The sequence below is a fragment of the Enterococcus sp. C63 genome, assembly GCF_040887215.1.
Taxonomy (GTDB): domain Bacteria; phylum Bacillota; class Bacilli; order Lactobacillales; family Enterococcaceae; genus Enterococcus_B; species Enterococcus_B hirae.
The window spans coordinates 447442-471603 of record NZ_JBFOFI010000001.1 but is presented as its reverse complement, the minus strand read 5'-3'; the positions used below and the strand labels follow the sequence as shown (position 1 = coordinate 471603).

The 24162-nt window shown below is 37.7% G+C and carries 17 protein-coding genes; 15 read left to right on the top strand and 2 right to left on the bottom strand.

The annotated features are described in order from the left end of the window. The first annotated feature begins 23 nt into the window (after positions 1–23). The 6 genes from AB3H90_RS02060 to AB3H90_RS02035 all read left to right on the top strand — a co-directional run bounded on the left by AB3H90_RS02060 (position 24) and on the right by AB3H90_RS02035 (position 8035). Positions 24–1289: a D-aspartate ligase gene (locus AB3H90_RS02060; protein WP_010718947.1), complete on the top strand. Its 1266-nt coding sequence runs from the start codon at positions 24–26 to the stop codon at positions 1287–1289. 3 nt (positions 1290–1292) lie between these two features. Next, entirely contained in the window at positions 1293–2012 is a 720-nt protein-coding gene (locus AB3H90_RS02055; protein WP_368016077.1) for an amino acid racemase, read from the top strand. A gap of 153 nt (positions 2013–2165) precedes the next feature. After that, positions 2166–3050 carry an RNase adapter RapZ gene (gene rapZ, locus AB3H90_RS02050; RefSeq protein ID WP_010718949.1) on the top strand — a complete coding sequence of 295 codons (885 nt, stop codon included), beginning with the start codon at positions 2166–2168 and terminating at the stop codon, positions 3048–3050. Beyond that, positions 3047–4045: a YvcK family protein gene (yvcK, locus tag AB3H90_RS02045; RefSeq protein ID WP_010718950.1), complete on the top strand. Its 999-nt coding sequence runs from the start codon at positions 3047–3049 to the stop codon at positions 4043–4045. The genes rapZ and yvcK overlap by 4 nt, the downstream gene beginning before the upstream one ends. Before the next feature lie 34 nt (positions 4046–4079). After that, on the top strand, positions 4080–5015 hold the full coding sequence (gene whiA / locus AB3H90_RS02040) for a DNA-binding protein WhiA (RefSeq protein ID WP_368016076.1): 936 nt from the start codon (positions 4080–4082) through the stop codon (positions 5013–5015). Positions 5016–5194: 179 nt separating this feature from the next. After that, positions 5195–8035: a hypothetical protein gene (locus tag AB3H90_RS02035; RefSeq protein ID WP_368016075.1), complete on the top strand. Its 2841-nt coding sequence runs from the start codon at positions 5195–5197 to the stop codon at positions 8033–8035. Between the two features lie 197 nt (positions 8036–8232). Here AB3H90_RS02035 and AB3H90_RS02030 read toward each other — a convergent pair whose 3' ends face one another. Continuing rightward, the gene (locus tag AB3H90_RS02030; RefSeq protein ID WP_368016074.1) at positions 8233–8751 is read right to left on the bottom strand and encodes a thioredoxin domain-containing protein; all 519 of its coding nucleotides are present in this window, start codon (positions 8749–8751) and stop codon (positions 8233–8235) included. Positions 8752–8926: 175 nt separating this feature from the next. Here AB3H90_RS02030 and nifJ point away from each other — a divergent pair, with 175 nt between their 5' ends. The 5 genes from nifJ to AB3H90_RS02005 all read left to right on the top strand — a co-directional run bounded on the left by nifJ (position 8927) and on the right by AB3H90_RS02005 (position 18737). After that, positions 8927–12595, top strand: a complete 3669-nt coding sequence (nifJ, locus tag AB3H90_RS02025; protein ID WP_368016073.1) for a pyruvate:ferredoxin (flavodoxin) oxidoreductase — start codon at positions 8927–8929, stop codon at positions 12593–12595. A gap of 187 nt (positions 12596–12782) precedes the next feature. Further along, positions 12783–13670: a diadenylate cyclase CdaA gene (gene cdaA, locus AB3H90_RS02020; RefSeq protein WP_010737735.1), complete on the top strand. Its 888-nt coding sequence runs from the start codon at positions 12783–12785 to the stop codon at positions 13668–13670. Next, a complete protein-coding gene (locus AB3H90_RS02015) occupies positions 13667–14824 on the top strand; it encodes a YbbR-like domain-containing protein (protein WP_094940112.1) in 1158 nt (385 codons plus the stop codon). Before cdaA ends, AB3H90_RS02015 begins: the two co-directional genes overlap by 4 nt. Positions 14825–14847: 23 nt before the next feature. Next, positions 14848–16206, top strand: a complete 1359-nt coding sequence (glmM, locus tag AB3H90_RS02010; protein ID WP_010718960.1) for a phosphoglucosamine mutase — start codon at positions 14848–14850, stop codon at positions 16204–16206. A 293-nt stretch (positions 16207–16499) separates the two neighbouring features. Beyond that, entirely contained in the window at positions 16500–18737 is a 2238-nt protein-coding gene (locus AB3H90_RS02005) for a fibronectin type III domain-containing protein (protein ID WP_368016072.1), read from the top strand. Positions 18738–18904: 167 nt separating this feature from the next. Here the strand turns inward: AB3H90_RS02005 and glmS are convergent, their stop codons facing one another. Then, positions 18905–20713: a glutamine--fructose-6-phosphate transaminase (isomerizing) gene (glmS, locus tag AB3H90_RS02000; protein WP_094940984.1), complete on the bottom strand. Its 1809-nt coding sequence runs from the start codon at positions 20711–20713 to the stop codon at positions 18905–18907. 399 nt (positions 20714–21112) lie between these two features. Here glmS and AB3H90_RS01995 point away from each other — a divergent pair, with 399 nt between their 5' ends. The 4 genes from AB3H90_RS01995 to AB3H90_RS01980 all read left to right on the top strand — a co-directional run bounded on the left by AB3H90_RS01995 (position 21113) and on the right by AB3H90_RS01980 (position 24156). After that, positions 21113–21403, top strand: coding sequence for a hypothetical protein (locus AB3H90_RS01995; protein WP_010737730.1), 291 nt, complete (start codon positions 21113–21115; stop codon positions 21401–21403). Positions 21404–21415: 12 nt separating this feature from the next. Further along, entirely contained in the window at positions 21416–22444 is a 1029-nt protein-coding gene (gene sppA / locus AB3H90_RS01990) for a signal peptide peptidase SppA (RefSeq protein ID WP_010718964.1), read from the top strand. 2 nt (positions 22445–22446) lie between these two features. After that, positions 22447–23100 (top strand): RDD family protein, encoded by a 654-nt coding sequence (locus AB3H90_RS01985; protein ID WP_368016071.1) that lies wholly within the window; start codon positions 22447–22449, stop codon positions 23098–23100. 114 nt (positions 23101–23214) lie between these two features. After that, on the top strand, positions 23215–24156 hold the full coding sequence (locus AB3H90_RS01980) for a hypothetical protein (RefSeq protein ID WP_010718966.1): 942 nt from the start codon (positions 23215–23217) through the stop codon (positions 24154–24156). Positions 24157–24162: the final 6 nt, after the last annotated feature.

Sequence of the window (24162 nt, the reverse complement as noted above, 5' to 3'; positions counted from 1 at the left end):
AGATTATGAGTAAGTGAGAGATAATGATGAACAGTAATGTAAACGAAGAATTTATTCCTATTTTATTGGGTAGCGACATGAATGTCTATGGAATGGCACGTTCATTTCATGAAGCGTATGGCAAAGTTTGCCAGGCGTATGCATCAAATCAGTTGGCACCAACTCGCTATAGCAAAATCGTCAAAGTAGACGTAATTCCTGGTTTTGATAAAGATCCGGTCTTTATTGAGTCCATGTTACGTTTAGCAAGAGAGAAATATTCAGATCAAACGAAGAAGTATCTCTTGATTGCATGTGGAGATGGCTATGCAGAACTGATTTCTCAGCATAAAGAAGAACTCTCAAAGTATTTTATTTGTCCTTACATCGATTATTCGTTATTTAAACGTCTGATTAATAAGGTTAGTTTTTATGAAGTTTGCGAGGAATACCAGTTACCTTATCCCAAAACGTTGATTGTTAGAAAAGAAATGTTAGTTGATGGGCATTTGAATCAAGAGTTACCATTTGACTTTCCAGTGGCATTAAAGCCGGCAAACAGCGTAGAATACTTATCTGTCCAATTTGAAGGTCGAAAAAAAGCCTTTATTATCGATAATCGTGAAGAATTTGACTTGATCTTAGGTCGTATTTACGAAGCAGGTTATACAAGTGAAATGATCGTCCAAGATTTCATTCCTGGGGATGATAGTAATATGCGTGTGTTAAATGCTTATGTCGATGAAAACCATCAAGTAAGAATGATGTGTTTAGGTCACCCATTACTAGAAGATCCAACACCAGCTTCGATTGGTAATTATGTGGTGATCATGCCAGATTATAATGAAAAGATCTATCAAACGATTAAACGATTTTTAGAAGATATTTCCTATACTGGTTTTGCGAATTTTGATATGAAATACGATCCAAGAGATGGTGAATACAAACTTTTTGAAATCAACCTTCGTCAGGGAAGAAGCAGTTTCTTTGTCACTCTTAATGGCTTGAATTTAGCAAAATTTGTGACAGAAGACCGTGTATTTGAAGTTCCATTCACAGGGACTACCTATGGGACGAGCCAATCGGATCAAGCAAAATTATGGATGGGTGTACCTAACAAGGTCTTTTTAACTTATGCAAAAGCAAATGAAGACAAAAAAGTTGCAGAAAAAATGATTAAAGAAAATCGTTATGGAACGACTGTTTTTTATGAGAAAGATCGTTCGCTCAAACGTTGGTTATTGATGAAGTATATGTTTAGAAATTACATTCCTCGATTTAAAAAATACTTTCATGTGAAAGAAGGTTGATTCATGGAAAACTTTTTTAGTATTTTGGGCGGAATGGGAACGATGGCCACAGAGAGTTTTGTCCGTCTAATCAATCATCGAACCAAAGCCTCAAAAGATCAGGAATATTTAAATTATGTATTATTTAATCATGCGACAGTTCCTGATCGAACGGCTTATATTTTAGATAGGGAACAAGAAAGTCCAATGCCTTACCTACTAGATGATGTTGAAAAACAAAATTTACTCAAACCAAATTTTATCGTTTTAACGTGTAATACAGCTCATTATTTCTTTGATGAACTTCAAGCAGCCACTGAGATTCCGATTCTTCATATGCCACGAGAAGCGGCAAATGAGCTTGTCAGACAAAACACAACTGGTAAAGTAGCCATCCTGGGTACGGAAGGTAGCATGAAAGCTGGAATTTATGAAAAGGAAGTGAAACAGCTAGGCTTTGAGGCTGTCATTCCTGATGCTCAACTTCAGGCGAAAATCAACCATTTGATTTATCATGATATCAAAGAATCAGATTATTTAAACAAAGAACTATACTACGAAATTTTGGCAGAAGCGGTGGCGCGATTTGATTGCGAAAAAATTATTTTAGGCTGTACAGAATTATCGTTGATGCAAGAGTATGTAGGGGAAAATGAATATCCCGTCATTGACGCACAGTCAATCTTAGCTGATCAAACGATCGCCCGTGCCTTACAACACCGACAAGCTACCATATCAAGTTGAAAACTTTTATGAGCAAAGATTAGGGGCGGATACCTACAGTGGTATTTGTCCCTATTTTTATCGACAACTTCATTTTTAAGAATGTTTAACTGGTAATGATACGCCCGGAAGTGATATAATTTTAGGAAGAGATATGAGAGGGGGCCGTTTGATATGGCTGATAATTTACAACTAGTAATCATCACAGGGATGAGTGGCGCTGGGAAGACGGTCGCTATTCAAAGTTTTGAAGATATGGGGTATTTCTGTATTGATAATATGCCACCAAATCTAATTCCAAAGTTTTGGGAATTGATCAAAGAATCGGGTAAAGTGACGAAAATGGCATTAGTGGTAGACTTGCGTTCACGCTCGTTTTTTGAAGAAATCCAAAATATGTTAGTCGAAATTGAGAATACGGATTTTATCGATACGTCGATTTTATTTTTAGATGCATCCGATGAAGAATTAGTCGCACGATACAAGGAAACAAGACGTACCCATCCAATGGCAATGAACGGTTTAGTCACGGAAGGAATTCGTAAAGAACGTGCGATATTGAATGATCTAAAGATGCAGGCCTCGGTCATTATAGACACGACGACTTTAACGCCACGTCAGTTAAGGGAAAAAATCAATCAAACGTTTAAGACCAAAGGCGATCAAGGCTTTCGAATCGAATTTGTTTCCTTTGGATTCAAATATGGCTTGCCAATTGATTCAGATATCGTGATGGATGTACGCTTTTTACCAAATCCCCACTATATCCCTGAATTAAGACCTTTGACAGGAAAAGATCAACCAGTTTATGACTATGTGATGTCATTTGATGAAACTGAGCTGTTTTATAATAAGTTTTTAGATTTATTACAGACGGTTTTACCAGGATATATCAAAGAAGGTAAAAGCAGCTTGACGATTGCTATTGGCTGTACCGGAGGGCAACACCGTTCAGTTGCGTTAACAGAACGTTTATCAGGTGCTTTGAAAGAAAATTATAAAGTCAATGTGACTCACCGTGACAAAGATAAACGGAAAGAGACGGTGAATCGCTCGTGAAGATGAAAACTTACCGTATAAGAAAGCCCAAAATCGTTGTCGTTGGGGGTGGCACAGGCTTACCGGTTATTTTAAAAAGCTTGCGTAACCAAGGGGCTGATATTACAGCGATCGTAACTGTCGCAGATGACGGGGGCAGTAGCGGTGCAATCAGAGAATCAATTGCGATGGCGCCCCCTGGCGATTTGAGGAATGTGTTGGTTTCATTGTCGGATATGCCACAATTTTATGAAGATATCTTTCAGTATCGTTTTAAAAAAGAAGATCAATTTTTAGCCAATCATACGATCGGTAATTTGATCATTGCCGCTGTCGCAGAAATGAGAGGAAGTACATACGAAGCAGTACAACTCCTATCTAAGATGATGCATGTGGACGGTCATATCTATCCTTCTTCTGAAACACCATTAACACTCCATGCAGTTTTTAAAGATGGTACTACTGCGGTGGGGGAATCAAAAATTGCGGTCGATCGAAAAACGATTGATCATGTCTATGTGCGAAATACCACGGATGATAGCGAAGCCAAACCAGCACGAAAAGTTGTTTCTGCCATTATGGAGGCGGATATGGTCGTTTTAGGACCGGGTAGTTTGTTTACTAGCATTTTACCTAATTTGGTCATCCAAGAAATTGGAGAAGCAGTAGCTAAAACAGAAGCCGAAGTGGTGTATATTTGTAATATCATGACACAAAAAGGTGAAACAGAACATTTTACAGATGCTGATCATATTCGGGTGTTGCATGAACATTTGAAACGACCATTTATTGATACTGTTTTAGTTAACACAGAAAAAGTACCAGCAGGTTATATGGATCCCGAAATTTACGATGAATACCTCGTACAAGTAACCCATGATTTTCATGGATTACGGAATGAAGGTTGTCGAGTGATTTCGACTGACTTTTTAGAATTAAAAAATGGAGGTGTCTTCCATGATGGTGAAAAAGTTGTGGAAGAGCTATTTCGTTTGGTTTTTGGTTCCAAATATTAAACGGTAGGTTACTAAAAGAAAGGAGGAGAATAGGGTGTCATTTGCGGCAGATGTCAAAAAAGAACTTACTGGACTTGAAGTTCACCGCGAACATGCAAAGGCGGAATTAGCTGCACTTTTGCGAATGAATGGATCTTTAGGGATTGTGAATCAACAATTTATCTTAAACGTTCAAACAGAAAATGCAGCTATCGCCAGACGGATCTATTCTCTTTTAAAAGATCATTATAATGTCCGAAGCGAGTTACTCGTTCGAAAAAAAATGAAATTGAAAAAGAATAATGTCTATATCGTTCGTTTGAAACAAGGAACGAAAAATGTACTGATGGATCTAGATATCATGGACGGAATGATGTTCAATGGGCATGTATCTGATGAAATTTTAGGAAATGCACAAAAAATGCGATCCTATCTAAGAGGAGCATTCATGGCGTCTGGTTCAGTCAATAACCCTGAAACTAGTCGTTACCATTTAGAAATTTTCTCCATTTATGAACAACATAATCAAGACATTTGTGATATGTTAAATTATTATGGTCTTCATGCTCGAACATTGGAACGTCGAAACGGCTATATTTCATATTTAAAAGGCGCAGAGAAAATTGCTGACTTTTTAACCTTAATTGGTGCGACGAATTCGATGTTGCGCTTTGAAGATGTCCGTATCGTACGTGATATGCGAAACTCAGTCAACCGACTTGTCAATTGTGAGACAGCCAATCTGAATAAAACGATTGATGCTGCAGCAAAACAAATCGAAAATATTGAATTGATTGAAAGTAGAGTTGGATTAACTGCACTACCAGAAAAATTGCAAGAAATTGCAGAATTGAGATTAAAGCACCCAGAAGTCAGTTTAAAAGAGCTAGGAGAAATGATTCCATCAGGAGCGATCTCTAAATCCGGAATCAATCATCGAATCAGAAAGATTAATGAATTTGCAGGAAAGTTGCGCGAAGAAGCAAGTTAAGTGAAAAAATTTTTAATTTTTTAATTAATGAAGATTTTGGGACAAGTATTTGTCTCAGAATCTTTTTTTATTATATTTCCAAAAAAAGTTCTAATCAGTGTCCTTTAATATGTTAAAAAGTAAGTAGCAAGTCCCATTGATAACGGTTATTGCTACTAAAAACAAAGGAGAATAGTATCATGAAATATCTGAATAAAATACTGAGAGCCAAGGTTGTTCAAGGTTATGAACAAGGAAAAACAGATGAAGAAATTGCAGATAGCTTGAAGATATCCCGTAAAATAGTGGCTGAAATCAAATTGCTTGAAATCGCATGTAAACTAAGTCAAGGATTTACGGAACTTGAAATAGCTGAACGATTTCACAAGCCCATTGAGGAAATTCACAGAAACAAACACAACTATATTCTAAGACGTTTTTCGGATTCCTCAAGTAATAAATCCATTTCTGAGATTCCACCTTCCTCTAGGATTGACTCCATTTCTCAGCAGATAGGTGGCACGAAGGCGTATGTTCTTGAAAAAATAATTATTCAAAAGCTGAAAAAAATGGAAAATATCGAGGATATTACTAAGAGTGTTTCTATTTCATTAGGAGAAACTAAAAAGATAATAGAAAATTATGCAATACGAAAAATCTGTGAGGAAGGATACACACTGGAAGAATTGCATAAAATGTTGCATATTAATTTGGCTGAGAATCCAAGAGTCCATAATATCTACCTTGAAGTTAAAAAGGAAAACGAATCAGGAGAAAAAGGAGTAGAAAGTAGGAGACAAAATGAAATAATTAATTTTTACAAAGAAAATAGAAAAGACAAGTTAGAAGAAATAACATCAAGTGAATTAAATAAATATCTAATTAATTATATTGCTATCCAAAGAAAGAAAGGTAAAAATATTGAGGAAATTGCACAAGAGTTGAATAGAAGTCATAAAACAATTCGAATGATAATAGCGCAATTTATTATCAGTGAATCGAGTAAGGGGACCCCTAAACAACACATTTCTACCTATCTTTGGTTAACAACAGCTCAAATGAAAAAAAATGTATACAACTATCTTACAGTAGAGTTAAAGGCTAATACAATGCAACATATTGCTTGGTTAAACAGTTCTACGTTCGATCAGATTCAATTAATGTATATCGAAGGCGCACTTGAAATGAAAAAATCCATTCATAAGATGCGCCCCAATAAAGATAGTTCAAAAAAATTAGTGTTTCTAAAACGTCACAATAAGGAGGAAATGAAGAAAATACGAGTAGAGTTCATTCAAGGACTTGAAAATAAAATAAGTCATGAAGAACTTATCGAGCAACTAAAGATTAGTAGACCAACTGCTTCTAGGATACTTAATTTAGAAATCGCACGTAGCATATACCAAGGTTTTTCGGTACTTCAGATAGCTGAAAGACTACATAAAAGTTCAATTAGTATAATGGACAAAAAACATGCATTTATCCAAAATAGTTTTAAAAGGCATAGTGATATCCCTCTCATTGCTGAGAATATTGGTTGTTCAGAAGATTATGTGATGGAAAAATTGGTCGTTCACAAGCTAAAAATAAAGAAAAACATAAAGAATATCTCTGAAAGCTTGAATATTTCGGTAGAAAAAACTAAAACGATAATAGAGGATTATGCAATAAAAAAGATTCATCAAGGATATACACGGGAAGAATTAAATATTATATTACCTGTGAGTTTAGATGGATATCCGAGGATACTTGAGACTTTCAAAAAAGTTGAAAAAAATAATAAGTTAGAGGGAGAAAGTAAAAACACAAATACCTTATTATTAAAAACACAACCAGAAAGGGTACTTGAACAACTAAGCTTCGAAGAGCTTGTCAAGAAACTAAGAAAAGGGATAAAAATTGGTGATATTGCAACCGAATTGGACTGGACTTCGGAAATGGTGAGACATCGAATGGCTGAATTTATTATACAACATTCAATTAAGGGAATGTCTAAAGAAGAAATAGGTAACCAGCTTTGTTTAACTCAAACTGACATAAAAGTACTTCCATATCAATATATTAGAGATTATATAGCAATGAACCATCAAATTCAAAGAATTGAGGAGAAAAATGGCAGCACGTTGGCTCAAATTTATAAGATATATGTAGAGGGGGGAGTTGCAAAAGGAGTATCCATTAATGAAATTGCATGTACGCTAAAGATAAACGAAGAAGCCGTTCAAGAGATAGTGAATAAAATTCAGAACGAATCTCAACCAGAATTAAACACCCCAGAACCACCTATCATTGAGAAAGCAATCTCTGAAGTTAAGAAAAATCTGATACAAGAAGGCACGATCCAACCACTAAAACCAATATCTATGGCTGAATCAACAAACCAGTTTCATCAAATCTACACTAAATCGAATAGAATAGATCCATTGCGTGAAATCATTGTTAGTGAGTATAAGGAGAAACAAAATATAGGAGTAATTTCATATCAATATAATTTATCACCAGAAGAGGTCCAAGAAATAATATGTGATTACATCCGAAATGAAGAAAAGAAAGGGAGGACAGTTAACGAGATTGCGACAGAATTTTCTTTTTATTCCGTTCCTAATTCCGATGGAAAACTGCGGTTTATCCATAAAGATGAAGTGTTATCTCTAGTTAAAAACAATCCGTTGTACCAAAGCACGAGTCACCAACCACTACAACCAATATCTATGGATGAATTGACCAAACGTTTTCATCAAATCGAGCTTAGATCAAATAGCTCAGACCAAGTGAAAGGAAAATATGAAAAGAGTCAAGAAATGAAATCAGAAGGAGAGAGGAAGAGAAGAAATTCAGAATCGGATCCTGGCGCCCTGGACCTAAGTCTGAAAAAAGCACGGGTAGACTCACCCATATTGTCACAGCCAAAAAGTTTTTCATCGACTACAACTCGTGCCGTTGAAAAAGTACAAAATGTCATCGAACAGAAATGGCAACAGCATCTAAATAACCCACGTGTCCAAGCTAGTTTACGAAGCTTTGTCAACGAAAGGTCTTAGGATAGATAGATGGTGTATCAATCCGTTTTTTTATCTTTTTCTAAATTAAGATCTGGATAGTCGCTCAATCAAAAATGACCCAAGGACCTTAAAAATAGGCTAGGCTATTTTGAGGTTCTTTGGGTCTTGTTAGGGTCGGAACGATAGTGTCAATCCTGATCAATAATGATTACAAGTACATGTGATAGTCAGGATTATTACTCGTTAATGTAGTCAATTAGCTCTTCTTTTTTGATCGATTCATCAAAAATATGCTCTTCCAAAATAACAGTTGGAACAAAACGGATATTGGCAGCATTCGCCTCAGCTATAATTGCTTGAGAGGCAGGAGAGTCTTCTTGGTAAGTTAGACCTAACTTATTTTGAGCATAATCTGCTACTTCTGCTAGACTAAGATTTTTCCAATCATCCTGCGAATCAAATACTTTTTTGATTTCTCGTAAAGCTACTTGACCGTCTGATGTATCAATATGATGATGCATCACATTCCCACGTTGCAAACTTTCTTTTTCTTTATCAAAAAGTTTGATCACCCGTTGCAAACGACCTTTACTTACAGCTTCTTCGAGTAATTCATAAGATTCGTTGAACCATTGACGGCAATAAGGGCAAGCTAGATTGATAAACTCTGCCATTTTCTTAGGAGCATCTAAGTTTCCATAATGAATGCCAGTTTCGGTATTTGTTTTATCTGCTTTAATGATAGATATATCCATGTATAATCACCTCTTAGATTCATTTTAAGCATTTTTCAGGAAAAAGACTAGTTTTTTGTTTGATAAAGCATGTATCTTCTCATGTGAGTACTTTTACAGAATAGGTAGGTTTTCAGGAGCTTTTGCGTTATAATAGGTGGGATATTTGAGAGAATTTGAACAAGGATGATGACAAATGCGAAAAATGAAAACAATGGACGGAAATACAGCTGCCGCTTATATTTCTTATGCTTTTACAGAATTAGCTGCAATCTATCCCATTACGCCCAGCTCAACGATGGCAGAATTAGTGGATCAATGGTCTGCTAGTGGGAAGAAAAATCTTTTTGGACAACCAGTTAAAGTGGTTGAAATGCAATCTGAAGCAGGAGCGGCTGGTGTTGTGCATGGTTCGCTCAAAACAGGAGCGCTGACAACGACTTATACAGCTTCTCAAGGATTGTTGTTGATGATACCCAATATGTATAAAATCGCTGGTGAATTACTACCAAGCGTATTTCATGTCGCAAGTCGTGCAGTCACGACGAATGCGTTAAATATCTTTGGGGATCATGGGGATGTCATGGCTGCTCGATCGACTGGATTTGCGATGCTTGCAGAAAGTAGTGTGCAAGAAGTTATGGACTTAGCACCCGTAGCACATTTGGCTTCGATTGAAGCAGAGCTGCCATTCTTGAATTTTTTTGATGGTTTTCGTACGAGCCATGAAATCCAAAAAATTGAAGTACTAGAATATGACGAGTTAGCATCGTTAATCAATCAAGAGAAACTTGCTGCGTTTAGAAAAAGAGCGATGAACCCTAACCACCCAACTGTTAGTGGAACGAATCAAAATCCAGATATTCATTTTCAACAAAGAGAAACGATCAATTCGTATTACGAACAATTACCTCGCATCGTACAAAAATACATGCAAGCAATCAATGAATTACGTGGAACTTCCTATGATTTAGTCACTTATCATGGTGCTGCCGATGCGACAGAAGTCATCATTTCGATGGGGTCGGTAGCGCAAACGATTGAGCAGACAGTCGATTATTTGAATAAAAATGGCCGGAAAGTCGGTTTCTTGAATATCCATCTTTATCGCCCATTCCCAATTGAAACATTGTTGCAAAAACTTCCTAAAACTACACAGTCAATTGCCGTATTAGATCGAAGCAAAGAACCAGGAGCTGGTGGGGAACCATTACTGCTAGATGTTCAAAGTGCACTTTATGATGCAACAATCTGTCCTAAAATAATTGGTGGGCGGTATGGATTAGGATCAAAAGATGTGACACCAGATCAAATCATCAACGTTTTTGACGAGTTGCAAAAAGATGAACAAATGAAAAAACGATTTACAATCGGGATAGTGGATGATGTTACCTATCATTCTTTGGCACCAAGACCAACATTGGATTTAACGGATGCTGAAACTTATCAAGCTAAGTTTTGGGGTTTTGGTTCTGACGGGACTGTCGGTGCAAATAAATCTGCTATTAAAATCATTGGTGATCATACAGACAAATACGCCCAAGGCTATTTTTACTATGATTCAAAAAAATCAGGTGGATTGACGATTTCCCATCTCCGTTTTGGAAACACGCCAATTCGTTCTACTTATTTAGTTGAACATGCTGATTTTGTCGCTTGTCATACGCCTGCTTACTTGCACAGCTATGATTTAGTTAAAGGGTTGAAAAAAGGTGGCACATTTTTATTGAATACTTTATGGACAGATGAGCAGTTAGAAACGCATCTGCCTATTCGTCTAAAAAAATATTTGGCAGAAAATGAGATTCAATTTTATACGATCAATGCGATGAAAATTGCTCAAGAAGTTGGATTAGGTCGTCGTATTAACACTGCCATGCAAACGGCTTTTTTCAAATTAGCAAACATTATTCCTATTGAAGAAGTGATTCCGCTCTTGAAAGAAGAAGTGCTTAAAAGCTATGGTCATAAATCAATGAAAATCGTAGAAAAAAATAACCAAGCGATTGATCATACCCTTGAACTTCTCCATAGAGTTGAAATCCCCAAACATTGGCAATCATTAGAACTACCTAGCAAAAAAGAAGAGACAACATCACGTTACGTAAAAGAGATTTTTACGCCGATCAATGCTCAAGAAGGAAATCAACTGTCAGTAGGTACTTTAGTAGCCAACCAGATGACAACTGGCGAGATGCCATTAGGAACAGCAGCGCTGGAAAAACGAGGTGTAGCCCTAGAAGTCCCTGAATGGATCAGTGACCGTTGTACGATGTGCAATGAGTGCGCATTTGTATGTCCGCACGCAGCCATCCGCCCATTCTTAGCTGATGAAGAAGAGCTGACTGAAGCGCCTGAAGGATTTATCGTTCGTGATATGAGAGGACCTGACGGGTTAAAATATCGTATCCAAGTTTCCGTGGAGGACTGTACAGGATGTGGATTATGTGTGGAGGCTTGTCCAGCCAAAGGAAAAGCGTTAGTGATGAAACCTTACGAGGAACAAAAAGAACAAGCGGTCAATTGGGCGTTTGCAATGACATTGAGACAGAAAGAAAACCCTATGAAAGGAAAAAATACGGTAATGGCTACCCAATTTAACCAACCGTTGCTTGAATTTTCAGGTGCCTGCTCGGGTTGCGGTGAAACGCCATATGTGAAACTTTTGACCCAAATGTTCGGAGACCGAATGATGATCGCTAATGCAACCGGCTGTTCTTCAATATGGGGAGGAGCTTCGCCAGCATCACCGTTCACAACGAATGCTTGTGGGCAAGGTCCAGCTTGGTCTAATTCCTTATTAGAAGATAATGCTGAATTTGGCTATGGTATGTTACTAGCTGCTCAAACCCGTCGTGAAGCTTTAGCGCAATCTGTTCGTGAAATCATGCCAAAAGTATCGAGTGCGCTTCGACTGTTGATGGAGGATTGGCTCAACCATTTATTCGATAGCGAAGGAACACAACAACGAGCAGCTAAACTTCAGGCTGCGATGGTAGCGGAAGTACAGCAAGTCCCAGAATTGGAATCCATTCTTGAACACAAAGATATTTTTGTCAAAAACAGTCAATGGATTATTGGCGGAGATGGTTGGGCTTATGATATTGGCTTTGGTGGTATCGATCATGTATTGGCTAGTGGGGCAGATGTGAATATCCTAGTATTGGATAATGAAGTTTATTCTAATACTGGGGGGCAAACCTCTAAAGCAACGCCAACGTCAGCTATTGCAAAATTCTCCGCAAGTGGGAAATATGCGTCGAAGAAAGATTTAGGAATGATGGCAATGACTTATGGGAATGTCTATGTCGCTCAAATTGCTTCTGGTGCCAATCAAATGCAAACAATCAAGGCGTTTGAAGAAGCAGAGAAATACCCAGGGCCATCACTAATCATTGCGTATACGCCTTGTATCACCCATGGTCTGTTGGGGGGCATGAAAGAATCGATTAAAGAAGCCAAAGAAGCTGTTTCATCAGGCTATTGGTCCCTCTATCGTTATAATCCAAGTTTAATTGAAAAAGGGAAGGTTCCGATGATTTTGGATTACAAAAAACCAGACTTTTCAACAATGGGCGATTTTATGCGTAAGCAAGTCCGGTTTTCTTCACTAGAAAGTGCCAACCCTCAATTAGCTGAAAAATTGTTTGAAAAAACGGTTCTAGATGCAAAAACTCGTTTTTACAATTATGCTTCACTCACTGGACAGCTTGATAAAATTAAAGAAAAACTAGAACCGTCTGATCCAATTGTAAAAGAAGAGGAAGTCGAAACGAAAAAGAGAAAAAAAGAACGTAAGATCGATGATGAAGCAGCAGCCAGAAGAGCTGCTAAAAGAGCAGAACGCGCAGCACGTCGAAAATGATGTTTTGATGTTTCGTTCAGTGATCCAACAATCTCATTCGGTGAATGATAAGCAAACAATTTAAAGGGAGGAAAAATCGATCGAATAATTTATGTAATTTTCTTGAAAAAAGTAGCCAGAATCGTCTCATATTTCCAAACATATGATATACTTAAAGGGAAATCTCAAAAGAGAAGAGAGGCTTTTTATGTCATTTCAAATCGGGGAACTTTTTAATTTAGAGTATTGGCAACAAATGTTTTCCGGTGACTTATTTTCTCTGAATTTTTTGGTAAACATACTGGATATTTTAGTCGTGTGGTATTTGGTTTACAAACTGATCCAGCTACTAAGAGGGACGAAAGCGATCCAATTGCTCAAAGGCGTTGCCATCTTTATCGTGATTCGAATTGCGGCTGAGTTGATTGGGCTACACACGCTGTCATGGCTGATGAATCAAGTCATAACTTATGGTGTGATTGCAGCAATCGTCATCTTCCAACCAGAGATTCGTCGTGGGTTAGAACATCTGGGAAGAAGTTCGTTATTCAAACAAACGAAAAGCGAACAGCAAGAAGACGAGAAGATGATCCTATCCTTTGATAAAGCTATTCAATATATGTCGAAACGAAAGATTGGTGCTCTGATTACGATCGAGCGTCATACTGGTTTGGATGAGTATATTGAGACAGGCATTGCATTGGATGCAGATATTACTGGTGAGTTACTCATTAATATCTTTATCCCCAATACGCCGCTGCATGACGGGGCAGTTATTGTCAAAAATGGAAAAATTGCAGTTGCCAGTGCCTATTTACCTTTATCAGAAAGTATGTTGATTCCAAAAGAATTTGGAACACGTCACCGAGCTGCTGTCGGTATTAGTGAGGTCAGCGATGCAATAACTATCGTGGTCTCGGAAGAAACAGGAGATGTAAGTATCACTTTAGACAATCAATTGATACCAGGGTTATCGCAAGAAGAGTATTTATCGATCTTACGAAAACAACTAATTGTAGAAGAAAAAAATAAAAACAAAAAGAATGGGCTTCAATCTTTCTTGGACGCAATGACTAAGGGAGGGGATCGGAAATGATCTCAAAAGAAAAGCGTACGAGTATTCTGTATGGGTTTGTTGCGTTATTGTTTAGTATCATTCTTTATTTCAATGCGAATGGTCAAACGATGCAAAACACATTATCTGGAAACGAGTCCTATTCGCAGACAGCTTCTGATGTTTCGATCCAACTTTTATATGATACCGATAAGTATTATATCCATGGTTACGAAAACACTACTACTGTCAAATTGGCTAGTGCGAATCGTATCCAGTTGATGGCTGAGGCAAATGAAGACACCCGTACCTTTAGGGTCACCGCAGACTTAGCACATCTAGGTGAAGGAACCCACGAAGTGCCATTGAAAATCAAAAATCTAAGCAGCGCTGTCACCGCTAAGTTGCAACCGGAAACGATCACGGTTACAATTGAAAAGAAAGTGACCAAAGACTTTGAAGTTAAGGCTATTCTGCCAACAGAGACGACGCCTTCTGGTTATAATTTAACTGAAACAACCGTCGATCCGACGAAGGTCACGATCACCACTGGAGATAAGACTTTAGCGGAAATTCATCAAGTGGTTGCAAAAGTCAACTCGTCAATGATAACGGACGATGGTGTGAATAGTAATGTATCTGTACAAGCGTTAAATTCAGCTGGTGAGCCGTTGAGTATTGTTTCTGATCCAGTGCAAGTCAACGTCACGTCAGATGCAATCAAACCGAAAAAAACGGTTAGCCTATATGGTATTCAACAAGGGACAAAAGGCGAAGGAATTAAGAACTATAATTTCAAGTTTTCCGAATTAGAGGCTGAAGTCACAGGGACGACGGAACAACTTGCTCAAATAGGGGATAGTATCGCTGTGCCTATCGACATATCAGGAATTACTCATCGAACGACTAGGACGATTCAGATTCCTATTGAACAAGGAATGAGCGTCTCGCCTAAATCGGTTAAAGTTGAGATAACACCAGTGCTGGAATCGACAACTAGTGATTCTTCAGTCGATAAAAATCAAAGTTCGACTAAAAGGAATGACTCAACAACGTCAACGACAAAGTCGACTACATCGAGCACGTCACTTTCTAGTGTCCAGACAGAAAGCAAGCAAACTTCTGAAAGTACAGATTCGAGTGAATCCACTATGCAAAGTACACAAGAGAGTCAAACGTATTCTTCGGAAAATTAAGTTAAAGGAGCAAATTTACAATTATGGGTAAATATTTTGGAACGGATGGTGTCCGTGGCGAAGCCAATAAAGAATTGACACCAGAATTAGCGTTTAAGTTAGGTAGATGTGGCGGATATGTATTAAGCCAACATGAAACAGAAGGGAAACGTCCACGGGTTTTAGTTGGGCGTGATACCAGAATCTCTGGGCAAATGCTAGAAGAAGCCTTAATTTCTGGTTTGTTATCAGTTGGTATTGAAGTATTTCAACTTGGCGTCATTTCCACACCAGGAGTTGCTTATTTAACAAGATTGCAAAAAGCCAATGCCGGCGTGATGATTTCTGCTTCACATAATCCTGCACAAGATAATGGAATCAAATTTTTTGGTGCTGATGGGTTTAAATTAGTGGATGAACAAGAATTAGAAATTGAAGCATTGCTTGATGCCGAAGTGGACGAATTGCCACGTCCTTCAGCAGAGGGATTAGGAACAGTAGAAGAATTTCCAGAAGGCTTATTAAAATATTCTCAATTCTTAGTGCAAACGATCAATGGGGATCTATCAGGCCTAACCGTTTGTGTCGATGCGGCAAATGGGGCGACAGCAACTTCTGTCAACCGTTTATTCGCAGACTTAGAAACAGATTTTTATACGATGGGTACCAGCCCTAATGGCTTAAATATTAACGATGGTGTTGGTTCAACACACCCTGAAAAGTTAGCTGAAATGGTTGTTGAAAAAGGCGCCGATGCCGGTTTAGCATTTGATGGTGATGGGGATCGAATTATTGCAGTGGATGAACTTGGGAACATCGTTGATGGTGATAAAATCATGTTCATTTGTGCGAAATACCTTTCAAAGAAAAATCGTTTGAAAAAAGATACGATCGTTACAACGGTCATGAGTAATTTAGGATTCCATAAAGCGGTGGAAGAAATTGGCTTGAAGGACGTAGTTACTCAGGTTGGTGACCGCTATGTTGTAGAAGAAATGCGAAAAAATGATTATAATTTTGGTGGAGAACAATCTGGTCATATGGTCTTCCTTGACTTTAATACTACAGGTGATGGAATGTTATCAGGAATCCAATTACTGAATATCATGAAGCAAACTGGGAAGAAATTATCCGAGTTAGCGAGCGAAGTGACGATCTACCCACAAAAATTAGTAAATATCCGAGTAAGCAACAAAAATGGTGCAATGGAAGTTCCAGCGATCAAAAAAGTGATTGAAGAAACTGAGGCCGAGATGGCTGGTGAAGGAAGAATTTTAGTTCGTCCTTCTGGAACTGAACCATTATTACGTGTCATGGCTGAAGCGCCAACGGATGAAAAAGTAGCATATTACGTGGATAAGATTGCTGCAGTTGTTCGAGAAGAGATCGGACTTGAAGAATAAGAACTAAAATTTTTCTCATTTTAATAGTAATCGACTGTTATTTACAAAAATGTTTTCTTGTTTTTGTGAATAACAGTTTTTTTGTCTGTAGGAAAACAAATTTGGGTTGCTGTCAAATGCTTGTTCCAAGATAACTACTTTTTTGTATAAAATTAGCGTTGGGTTTAGAATATTCTCCGTTAAAAGTTGTTATGATAGAACTTTAATTTCTAATTGTACGAAAAAAAAGGGCTTTTTTTATCTCTGAATAGATTAAACTAACTTGCGAAACAACTAATTTAGAGGAGGTAAATATGAAAATTTTCAAAAAACTGATTCGATTGATGATGATTGTTTTTCTATTTGTAAAACCGGTCATTGTAGTAGCGGTTGATCCATCTTATGCACCCTCTTATCAACTAGCAGAAGAGGTGATTATAAAAAATGGTGAATTTAATGATGGGTTGAATCACTGGATCGTTTCCAATCCTGGAAGTAACAATCCTGCACTTGTGACAGATGAAAGTGGCAATCATTATGTAATGGCATCAAATGGAGAGAATATCCTGCAATATGTTCAGTTAAAACCGAAAACGACCTATCAATTCACTTATTATGTGATCGGAGACCCTTCGTTTCCAGCAATTGTGGAATTTGGCACGCTTAATCATGGGGAAGGGTTTATTTCGTTGAAGGATGAGAGACATTATAATGATGCTTGGAAACAACATGAATTTAGCTTTACGACTCCGGAAGGTGAAAATACATATATTATCCGTTTTGCGTCTAGTGGAAACGGGACAGCATATTTTGATAACGTTCAAGCCACTGCATTAGATTTGGAAGCTCCTACCAATCCTAAAAATCTGAAAGTCAACGACGTTTCAAGTGATAGTGTTAGCTTGTCTTGGGAAGCTGCAACAGACAACGTAGGCGTAATGGGTTATTTGGTTTATCGAGACAACCAACTGATTCAAACAGTCACCGATGCAGACCTCGCCTATACCGACAATGGATTAACGGAAGATACTACCTTTACGTATGAAGTGAGAGCAGTTGATCAAGCGGGGAATGTATCAGTAGCGAGTAATGCAGTGACGGCTAGGACAAAACTGGCGAGTAGCAGCCCACCTGCAGTGCCTTTGAATTTAAAAGTCACTAGTGTAACAACTGATAGTGTCAGCTTATCGTGGGAATCAGCGACAGATAGCATTGACGTAATCGGTTATATCATTTATCGAGACAATCAGTTAATTCAAGGAGTGATTGGTGCGGAGGAAGTAGCATACACGGATATAGGATTAATGGAAGATACGATGTATACATATCAAGTGAGAGCAGTTGATCAGGCAGGAAACATATCAGAAATGAGTAATACAGTAACAGCTAAGACAAAACCAACAGAAGAAATTCTTCCTCCTGCAGCTCCTTTGAACTTGCGAATCGATGATGTAACAACTAACAGTGTCAGCTTGTCATGGCAAGAAGCAATCGATAATGTTGATGTAGCTAGTTATAACGTTTATCGAGATGATCAGTTGGTTCAAACGCTAACTGGTACGGACTTAACCTACATAGATACAGGGTTGATGGAAGATACCACCTATACCTATATAGTCAAAGCTGTTGATCCATCAGGGAATCTATCAGAAGCAAGTAATGCGGTAACGGCTAGGACAAAATCAGCAGAAGATCTGACTCCTCCTACGCCCCCTTTGAATTTACGAATCGATGATGTAACAACTAACAGTGTCAGCTTGTCGTGGGAAGCAGCAATCGATGATGTGGGTGTCACTGGTTATCACGTCTATCGAGACGATCAGTTAGTCCAAACACTTTCTGGTACGGACTTAACTTACATAGACACAGGATTGATGGAGGCTACCACTTATACCTATAAAATCAGAGCGGTTGATCAAGCTGGTAATCTATCAGAAGCGAGTAATGCAGTGAAAGCAAGAACGAAAATGACAATTGAGGTGAGTCGCCCGTTGCCTCCTACTAAACTGAGATCAGCCCATGTCACAGAACATGAAATGGCTTTAATGTGGGACGCACCTAATGAATCGAAGGAAATCATGAGCTATCAAGTTTATCGAAACAATGTATTGGTAGGAGAAGTAGCGGGGGAAACCTCACTATATACTGATAAAGATTTACAGGAAAATACGAAATATTCTTATGTAGTTAAATCGAAAAACAAAGAAGGGAATCTCTCGGAAGAAAGTAATAAAATCATTGTGCAGACAAGCAAAAAAAATGAGACTATTCCTCCTTTAGAGGAAGAGATAGTAAAAGAATCAACGGAAAAACCACCTGTGGCAAAAGAAACCGAAACAAAAAATAATGGAGCGATTAATAAAGGAAAAGAGGAAGCAAAAGTGAATAAGAATACTGCTAAAAAGGTGAGTAAACAGTTACCAGCTACGGGTAATAAAGTTAGTCCATTGCTACAACTACTGGGGCTAACCATAGTGAGTGTAACAATCCTGTTATCTTACAGGAGACAAAAAAAGAGCCATCAAGCAAAACAGCCCGGAACTAATGCTTAGCTCCTTTAGATGGGGGACTCGATGCAAAATAGGTTAAAACAATAAAAAGTCATTTTCGAACTGATTGATGACTACACAAAAAAAGCCAAAAAGGCAATGAAAACTAAATTTCATTGTTTTTTGGCTTTTTTCATGGTGATACATGCTATATTTTTTTAACCTTTTTCCTATTCAACGGTCACTGATTTTGCCAAATTTCTCGGTTTATCAACATCAAGACCTCTTAGCAAGGTCGCATAGTAGGCAATCAATTGTGTAGGAATCACTGTGATTAATGAAGTGAGTAAAGGATGAACAACAGGCAATACTAATTGGTCATCTGGTCGATCTAAGCCTTTTGTAGCCATAACCAAAGTTTTTGCTCCACGACTTTCCACTTCTTTTAGATTTCCTCTCGTGTGTGCACCTGTTATCTCTTCGCTGATCATCCCGATAACCGGTGTGTTCGTTTCAATCAGCGCGATCGTACCATGTTTTAATTCCCCAGCTGCGAAACCTTCTGCTTGGATATAACTGATTTCTTTTAACTTCAATGCAGCCTCTAAAGAGACAGCATAATCTGTTCCACGTCCAATATAAAAAGCGTTTCTTGCATCCATTAGATAGTCAGATGCTAACTCCTGTAAGTAGTCCTTTTGAGAAATTAGTTCTTCCATGCCATTCGCTACGATACTAAGCTCGTGCGTTAGATCGAATTCTCTAGCTGAAGAAAGATTTTTTTCATGACCAATTCCTTTAGCAAGTGCAGCTAAAACGGCGATTTGAGCAGTATAAGCTTTTGTTGAAGCCACGGCGATTTCAGGTCCAGCATGTAATAAAAGAGTGTAAGAAGCTTCTCTTGATAAAGTAGAGCCGGGTACATTAGTGATCGTCAATGATGGGTAATTCAATTCATTCATTTTCACGAGTACTTGTCGACTGTCTGCTGTTTCCCCACTTTGGCTTAAGAAAATAAAAAATGGTTTCTCTGAAAGTAGAGGCAAATTATAACCAAATTCACTTGCAAGATGGACTTCCACAGGAATACGGGTTAATTGTTCTAAAATAGGTTTTCCAACTAAGCCAGCATGGTAACTCGTTCCACAAGCAACAATGTAGATACGGTCACTGTTTTTAGCTGTTTCTAAAAGTTGTTTGTCCATCAGTACTTCATTCTCATGGCTCACGTAAGTTTGGGCAATCTTTCGCATAACGATCGGTTGTTCATCGATTTCTTTCAACATGTAGTAAGGATAAGTGCCCTTTTCAATATCAGCTGCATCAATTTGTGCTTCAAAAGAAGTTCGTTCAACTGGTTGACCTGAGATCGTTTCGATTGAAATCTCATTTTTGGTGACGATCACTAATTCACCATCTTCAATTTCAACAAATTCTTTCGTATAAGCCAGCATAGCCATTGCATCGCTGGCGATAACATTGAATCCGTCTCCCAGACCAATTAAGAGAGGGCTTTTGTTTTTAGCGACAAAAATTTGATCTGGCAGAGTACGATCAATTAATGCGAAAGCATAAGAACCTTTGATTAATTGAAGTGTTTTGACAAAGGCAGATTTTGTATCCAGTCCTTCATTTGCAAAAAATTCAATAAGATGAGCAATGATCTCAGTATCCGTTTCCCCTGAAAATTGATCCGTTTCTAAATAATCATTTTTTAGTTCAGCAAAGTTTTCAATTACACCGTTATGGACAAGAACAAAACGTCCGCTTTGAGAAGTGTGAGGGTGCGCATTTTTTTGAGAAGGTTCGCCATGAGTTGCCCAACGAGTGTGACCGATTCCGATTGTTCCCGCTGTTTCGTTTGTTAGCTTATCCTTTAGGTTCTGAATTCTACCTTGTGCTTTGACCAAAAAATCATTTTCGTCATTCGCAACAAAGATTCCAGCCGAATCGTATCCCCGATATTCTAATTTTTCTAAACCATTGATCAATCCTGGTGTTACGTTTTCTAATCCAATCATTCCGACAATTCCACACATAAAAAACATCCTACTTTCTATAATATAATCATTATGAAAGTTTCCAGCTGCTGGAATCGATTTTTGTTCTATCTTCACAGATAGGTTTTGATCGATCCTATAGAGTGCAGTCCCTAGGGTCATCCGCCGAATATTTCGATAAACCCTTTCCTCGTCATCTGTAACTACAGACCAGGCGCTATTCCTTAAAATGAGAATGGTATATCTAAACTCCTTTTTAGTATTTTTCTGGAAACTTCTTAAATGATAACGTTGTTGTGTGATGTTTGTCAATAAAAAAGAGAAAAAATAAAATTGGTCTATATGGTTGTGGCGGGAGGATCGAAATGAAGTTTTGACTATCATCTTTTTGCAGACTTCGGTACAATATGAGAGTAAGTAAAAGAAGGAGGATGAAAAATGGCATCAAATATCGCAGTCTTGACATTAGGCATGCTAAAAAAACAGTTGGCCGAACTTGAAAAAGTAAATACAGTGGATGATGAAACCAAAATCTTTTTAGATACTGGTTGGGATAGTATCCAAGAAATTGCGCCTGATGCGTTGACTATTGGAGAAGCGCAACAATTCGTAGTAGAAGATGAGTGGACAAAAGAGAAGTTCAATGGATTTACATTAGTCGAAAAAGCAGAAAAAATGAATGCAACTGGAGAAAAAGAAACAGTGATCGTTATCAAAAATTTATATTAAGCGAGGGAGAGTATGAATAAAAAGCGTTGGATAGCAGTGTTGATTGCGGCAGGCTTATTGGTTGTTTCGTTGGTATCATCTAGCCTGACGTCAAATTCAAAAGAAGAAAAGCAAATGAGTGGTTTGAATAGCTTATTATATGGCACTAATGAACTATCGCCCACGGTTCTGGAAGAAGGAGATAGTTCAGAAAAAATCGTAAAATTGACTGTTGATGGGACGATCACTAGTGATGGAACATCAGGTTTGTTTGCAACAGAAGGATACAATCACGCTAAGTTTATGGAGCAATTAAATGCTATAAAAGAAGATAAAACGATCAAAGGGATGATGTTAGAAGTCAATTCTCCTGGTGGTGGTGTTTATGAAAGTGCAGAAATAGCTAAGACAATCAGTGATATCCGAAATGAACGAAATATTCCAATGTATGTCAGTATGAAAAATACAGCTGCTAGTGGCGGATATTATATCTCAGCCCAAGCGGATAAAATCTATGCAACAGAGGAAACAGTCACTGGGTCCATTGGTGTCATCATGTCAGGTCTTAATTATTCTGGACTTTTAGAAAAATTAGGGATCGAGGATACGACGGTAAAAAGTGGTGCATTGAAAGATATGGGTTCAAGTACTAGACCCCAAACGCCAGAAGATCAAAAAGTCTTACAAACTTATATCGATAATGCCTACAATCGATTTGTCAAAGTAGTCAGTACTGGACGAAATCAATCAGAAGAAGAAGTCCGAAAAATTGCGGATGGTCGTATTTATGATGGAGAACAGGCGAAAGCAGTCGGATTAGTGGATGAAATTGGGTATCCACAAGACGCGTTAAAAGCGATGAGAAGTGAGCAACATTTAGAAAACGCTCAGTTAGTAGAATATGAAACGAATACTACTGGTTTTGCAAACACATGGTTCGGTTCGAAACTTGCTCAGCTGCAAGGCCTAAAAGCTTCTGAAACAAGTCAAATCTTGTCTTTCTTAGAAAATCAAGGAACTGTTCAATCACCAAAGGCAATGTATTATTACGGAGGTGAGTAAGCATGACGAAGCAACCAGAAGATTTATCTTCACATAACAAGGCAGATCGTCCTGCTGTAGGGCCAGATCCGAGCTTTTCTCAAAAAGTACTGCAATCTTTTAAAGAAAAACCATTATCTGAAAGTGAAATCAAAGTAAAGCAACAACAATGGCAACAGTATACCGAAGATAAAGAGGAAAAAATCAATGTAAATGACTTTCCTAAATATTTTTATGCAGGATTTTGGATAAGATTTTTCGCTTTTATTGTGGATCTGATTTGTATTGGCTCAATCACACGGTTGACCATTGGCTTAGCGGCTAATTTAGACTGGTTAAAAGTATCCGATTCTTATTTAAGTATTTATGGTTTTGTTGCTTTGCTGATTTACCTTGGTTATTTTATTTTATTCACGAAATTAAACCATGGACAAACAATAGGAAAAATGATTTTTGGGATTCGTGTGATTTGCTTTAATGAATCAGATTTGAGTTGGACAACAGTGCTAGTGAGAGAAGGCGCTTGTCGGTTCATTTTGAAATTCCCATTACTTTTTGTTGGCTATTTACCGACAATCTTTAATCAAAGAAAACAGCATATTGGTGATTATTTTTCAAATACGAGTGTAGTCACGCTAAATCTAGTCAAAGCCTTTAATCAAGAAATTAATGCTTGATTCATTTTATTTTTTCAACATGGCAATCTAAAAAAGATTGTCATGTTTTTTTATGTTTGATACTATAGTTTTATTCATGATTTTACTGGCAAAGAGTCGAAGGGAGAACGAACATTGGAGCCGATTGATTTTCCTGATAAATACGAAAATCTTATGCGTCTAGCGCAACAAGCATTAGCTGATCATCAATATTTACAAGCAAAGACATTTTTACAACGAGCATTGGAGCTTAAAGGAACATTTGAGGCGAATCGTCTACTTGTCCTTTGCTTAGTTGAGCTAGATGAAAAAAAAGAAGCGCTGAATCAGGCGTTTCCTTATGAAAATGACTACCTGACAGATGAAAAAGTGGCAGCTTTTTATTTTGATCTGCTGATCCAAACAAAAGATTATCTTTATGCTCGCAAGTTAATTGCCAGCTATGATTTTTCTGATTTATTTGAGCAACTCATGGTAGAGAAGATCCAACAAGCAGAAAATTTCACGAGTCAAAATGACCGTCAAAAAATACGTAAGATTCATCTTAGTGTTGAAAAAATGCCGACAATGCCACCTGCAGAACAACTTTTGGTTGTGTCTGAGATTGAAGAGTTGCCTTATCATGAATTGGTACAAACAATCAAAAAAATGATTATCTTACCAGAGATCCACTTATTAGTGCGAGCAAAAATGTTAGAGTCACTCGTGCAAGTGAAGAAACACCAGCCAGTTGTTTATTTAACGATGGATCAGACGTTTATAGAAGTCATACCTGCAACATTACCAAAACCAGAAAAGCAGAAGGCTTATGAACAGTTAATGCGATTAGCAGAAGCTTATGAAGATCAAGATGCCTATCTTAGTACAGTGCTAAAAGAAGAATTTATGATGCAATCCGCTCTTCTTTATCCTGTTTATGATACATATGTCGGTGATCCTAAAAAATGGTTTGCTGATACACTTAGCATGTATGATCCAAACTATAATAATAGACAAACAGAAGCAGAGGAAGCAGATTTCCTAGAAAAAAGGGGAAATATTTTAAGGGAAATGCTACTCTTTCAAAGTGACCGTTGACACTTA

What these genes read in the sequence shown, in the direction of transcription:
- AB3H90_RS01995 (WP_010737730.1), top strand. Translation starts at nt 21,113, where the DNA reads ATGGCATCAAATATCGCAGTCTTGACATTAGGCATGCTAAAAAAACAG.
- AB3H90_RS02060 (WP_010718947.1), top strand. Translation starts at nt 24, where the DNA reads ATGATGAACAGTAATGTAAACGAAGAATTTATTCCTATTTTATTGGGT.
- AB3H90_RS02030 (WP_368016074.1), bottom strand. Translation starts at nt 8,751, where the DNA reads ATGGATATATCTATCATTAAAGCAGATAAAACAAATACCGAAACTGGC.
- AB3H90_RS02015 (WP_094940112.1), top strand. Translation starts at nt 13,667, where the DNA reads ATGATCTCAAAAGAAAAGCGTACGAGTATTCTGTATGGGTTTGTTGCG.
- nifJ (WP_368016073.1), top strand. Translation starts at nt 8,927, where the DNA reads ATGCGAAAAATGAAAACAATGGACGGAAATACAGCTGCCGCTTATATT.
- cdaA (WP_010737735.1), top strand. Translation starts at nt 12,783, where the DNA reads ATGTCATTTCAAATCGGGGAACTTTTTAATTTAGAGTATTGGCAACAA.
- glmM (WP_010718960.1), top strand. Translation starts at nt 14,848, where the DNA reads ATGGGTAAATATTTTGGAACGGATGGTGTCCGTGGCGAAGCCAATAAA.
- glmS (WP_094940984.1), bottom strand. Translation starts at nt 20,713, where the DNA reads ATGTGTGGAATTGTCGGAATGATTGGATTAGAAAACGTAACACCAGGA.
- AB3H90_RS01985 (WP_368016071.1), top strand. Translation starts at nt 22,447, where the DNA reads ATGACGAAGCAACCAGAAGATTTATCTTCACATAACAAGGCAGATCGT.
- sppA (WP_010718964.1), top strand. Translation starts at nt 21,416, where the DNA reads ATGAATAAAAAGCGTTGGATAGCAGTGTTGATTGCGGCAGGCTTATTG.
- rapZ (WP_010718949.1), top strand. Translation starts at nt 2,166, where the DNA reads ATGGCTGATAATTTACAACTAGTAATCATCACAGGGATGAGTGGCGCT.
- AB3H90_RS02035 (WP_368016075.1), top strand. Translation starts at nt 5,195, where the DNA reads ATGAAATATCTGAATAAAATACTGAGAGCCAAGGTTGTTCAAGGTTAT.
- AB3H90_RS02055 (WP_368016077.1), top strand. Translation starts at nt 1,293, where the DNA reads ATGGAAAACTTTTTTAGTATTTTGGGCGGAATGGGAACGATGGCCACA.
- AB3H90_RS02005 (WP_368016072.1), top strand. Translation starts at nt 16,500, where the DNA reads ATGAAAATTTTCAAAAAACTGATTCGATTGATGATGATTGTTTTTCTA.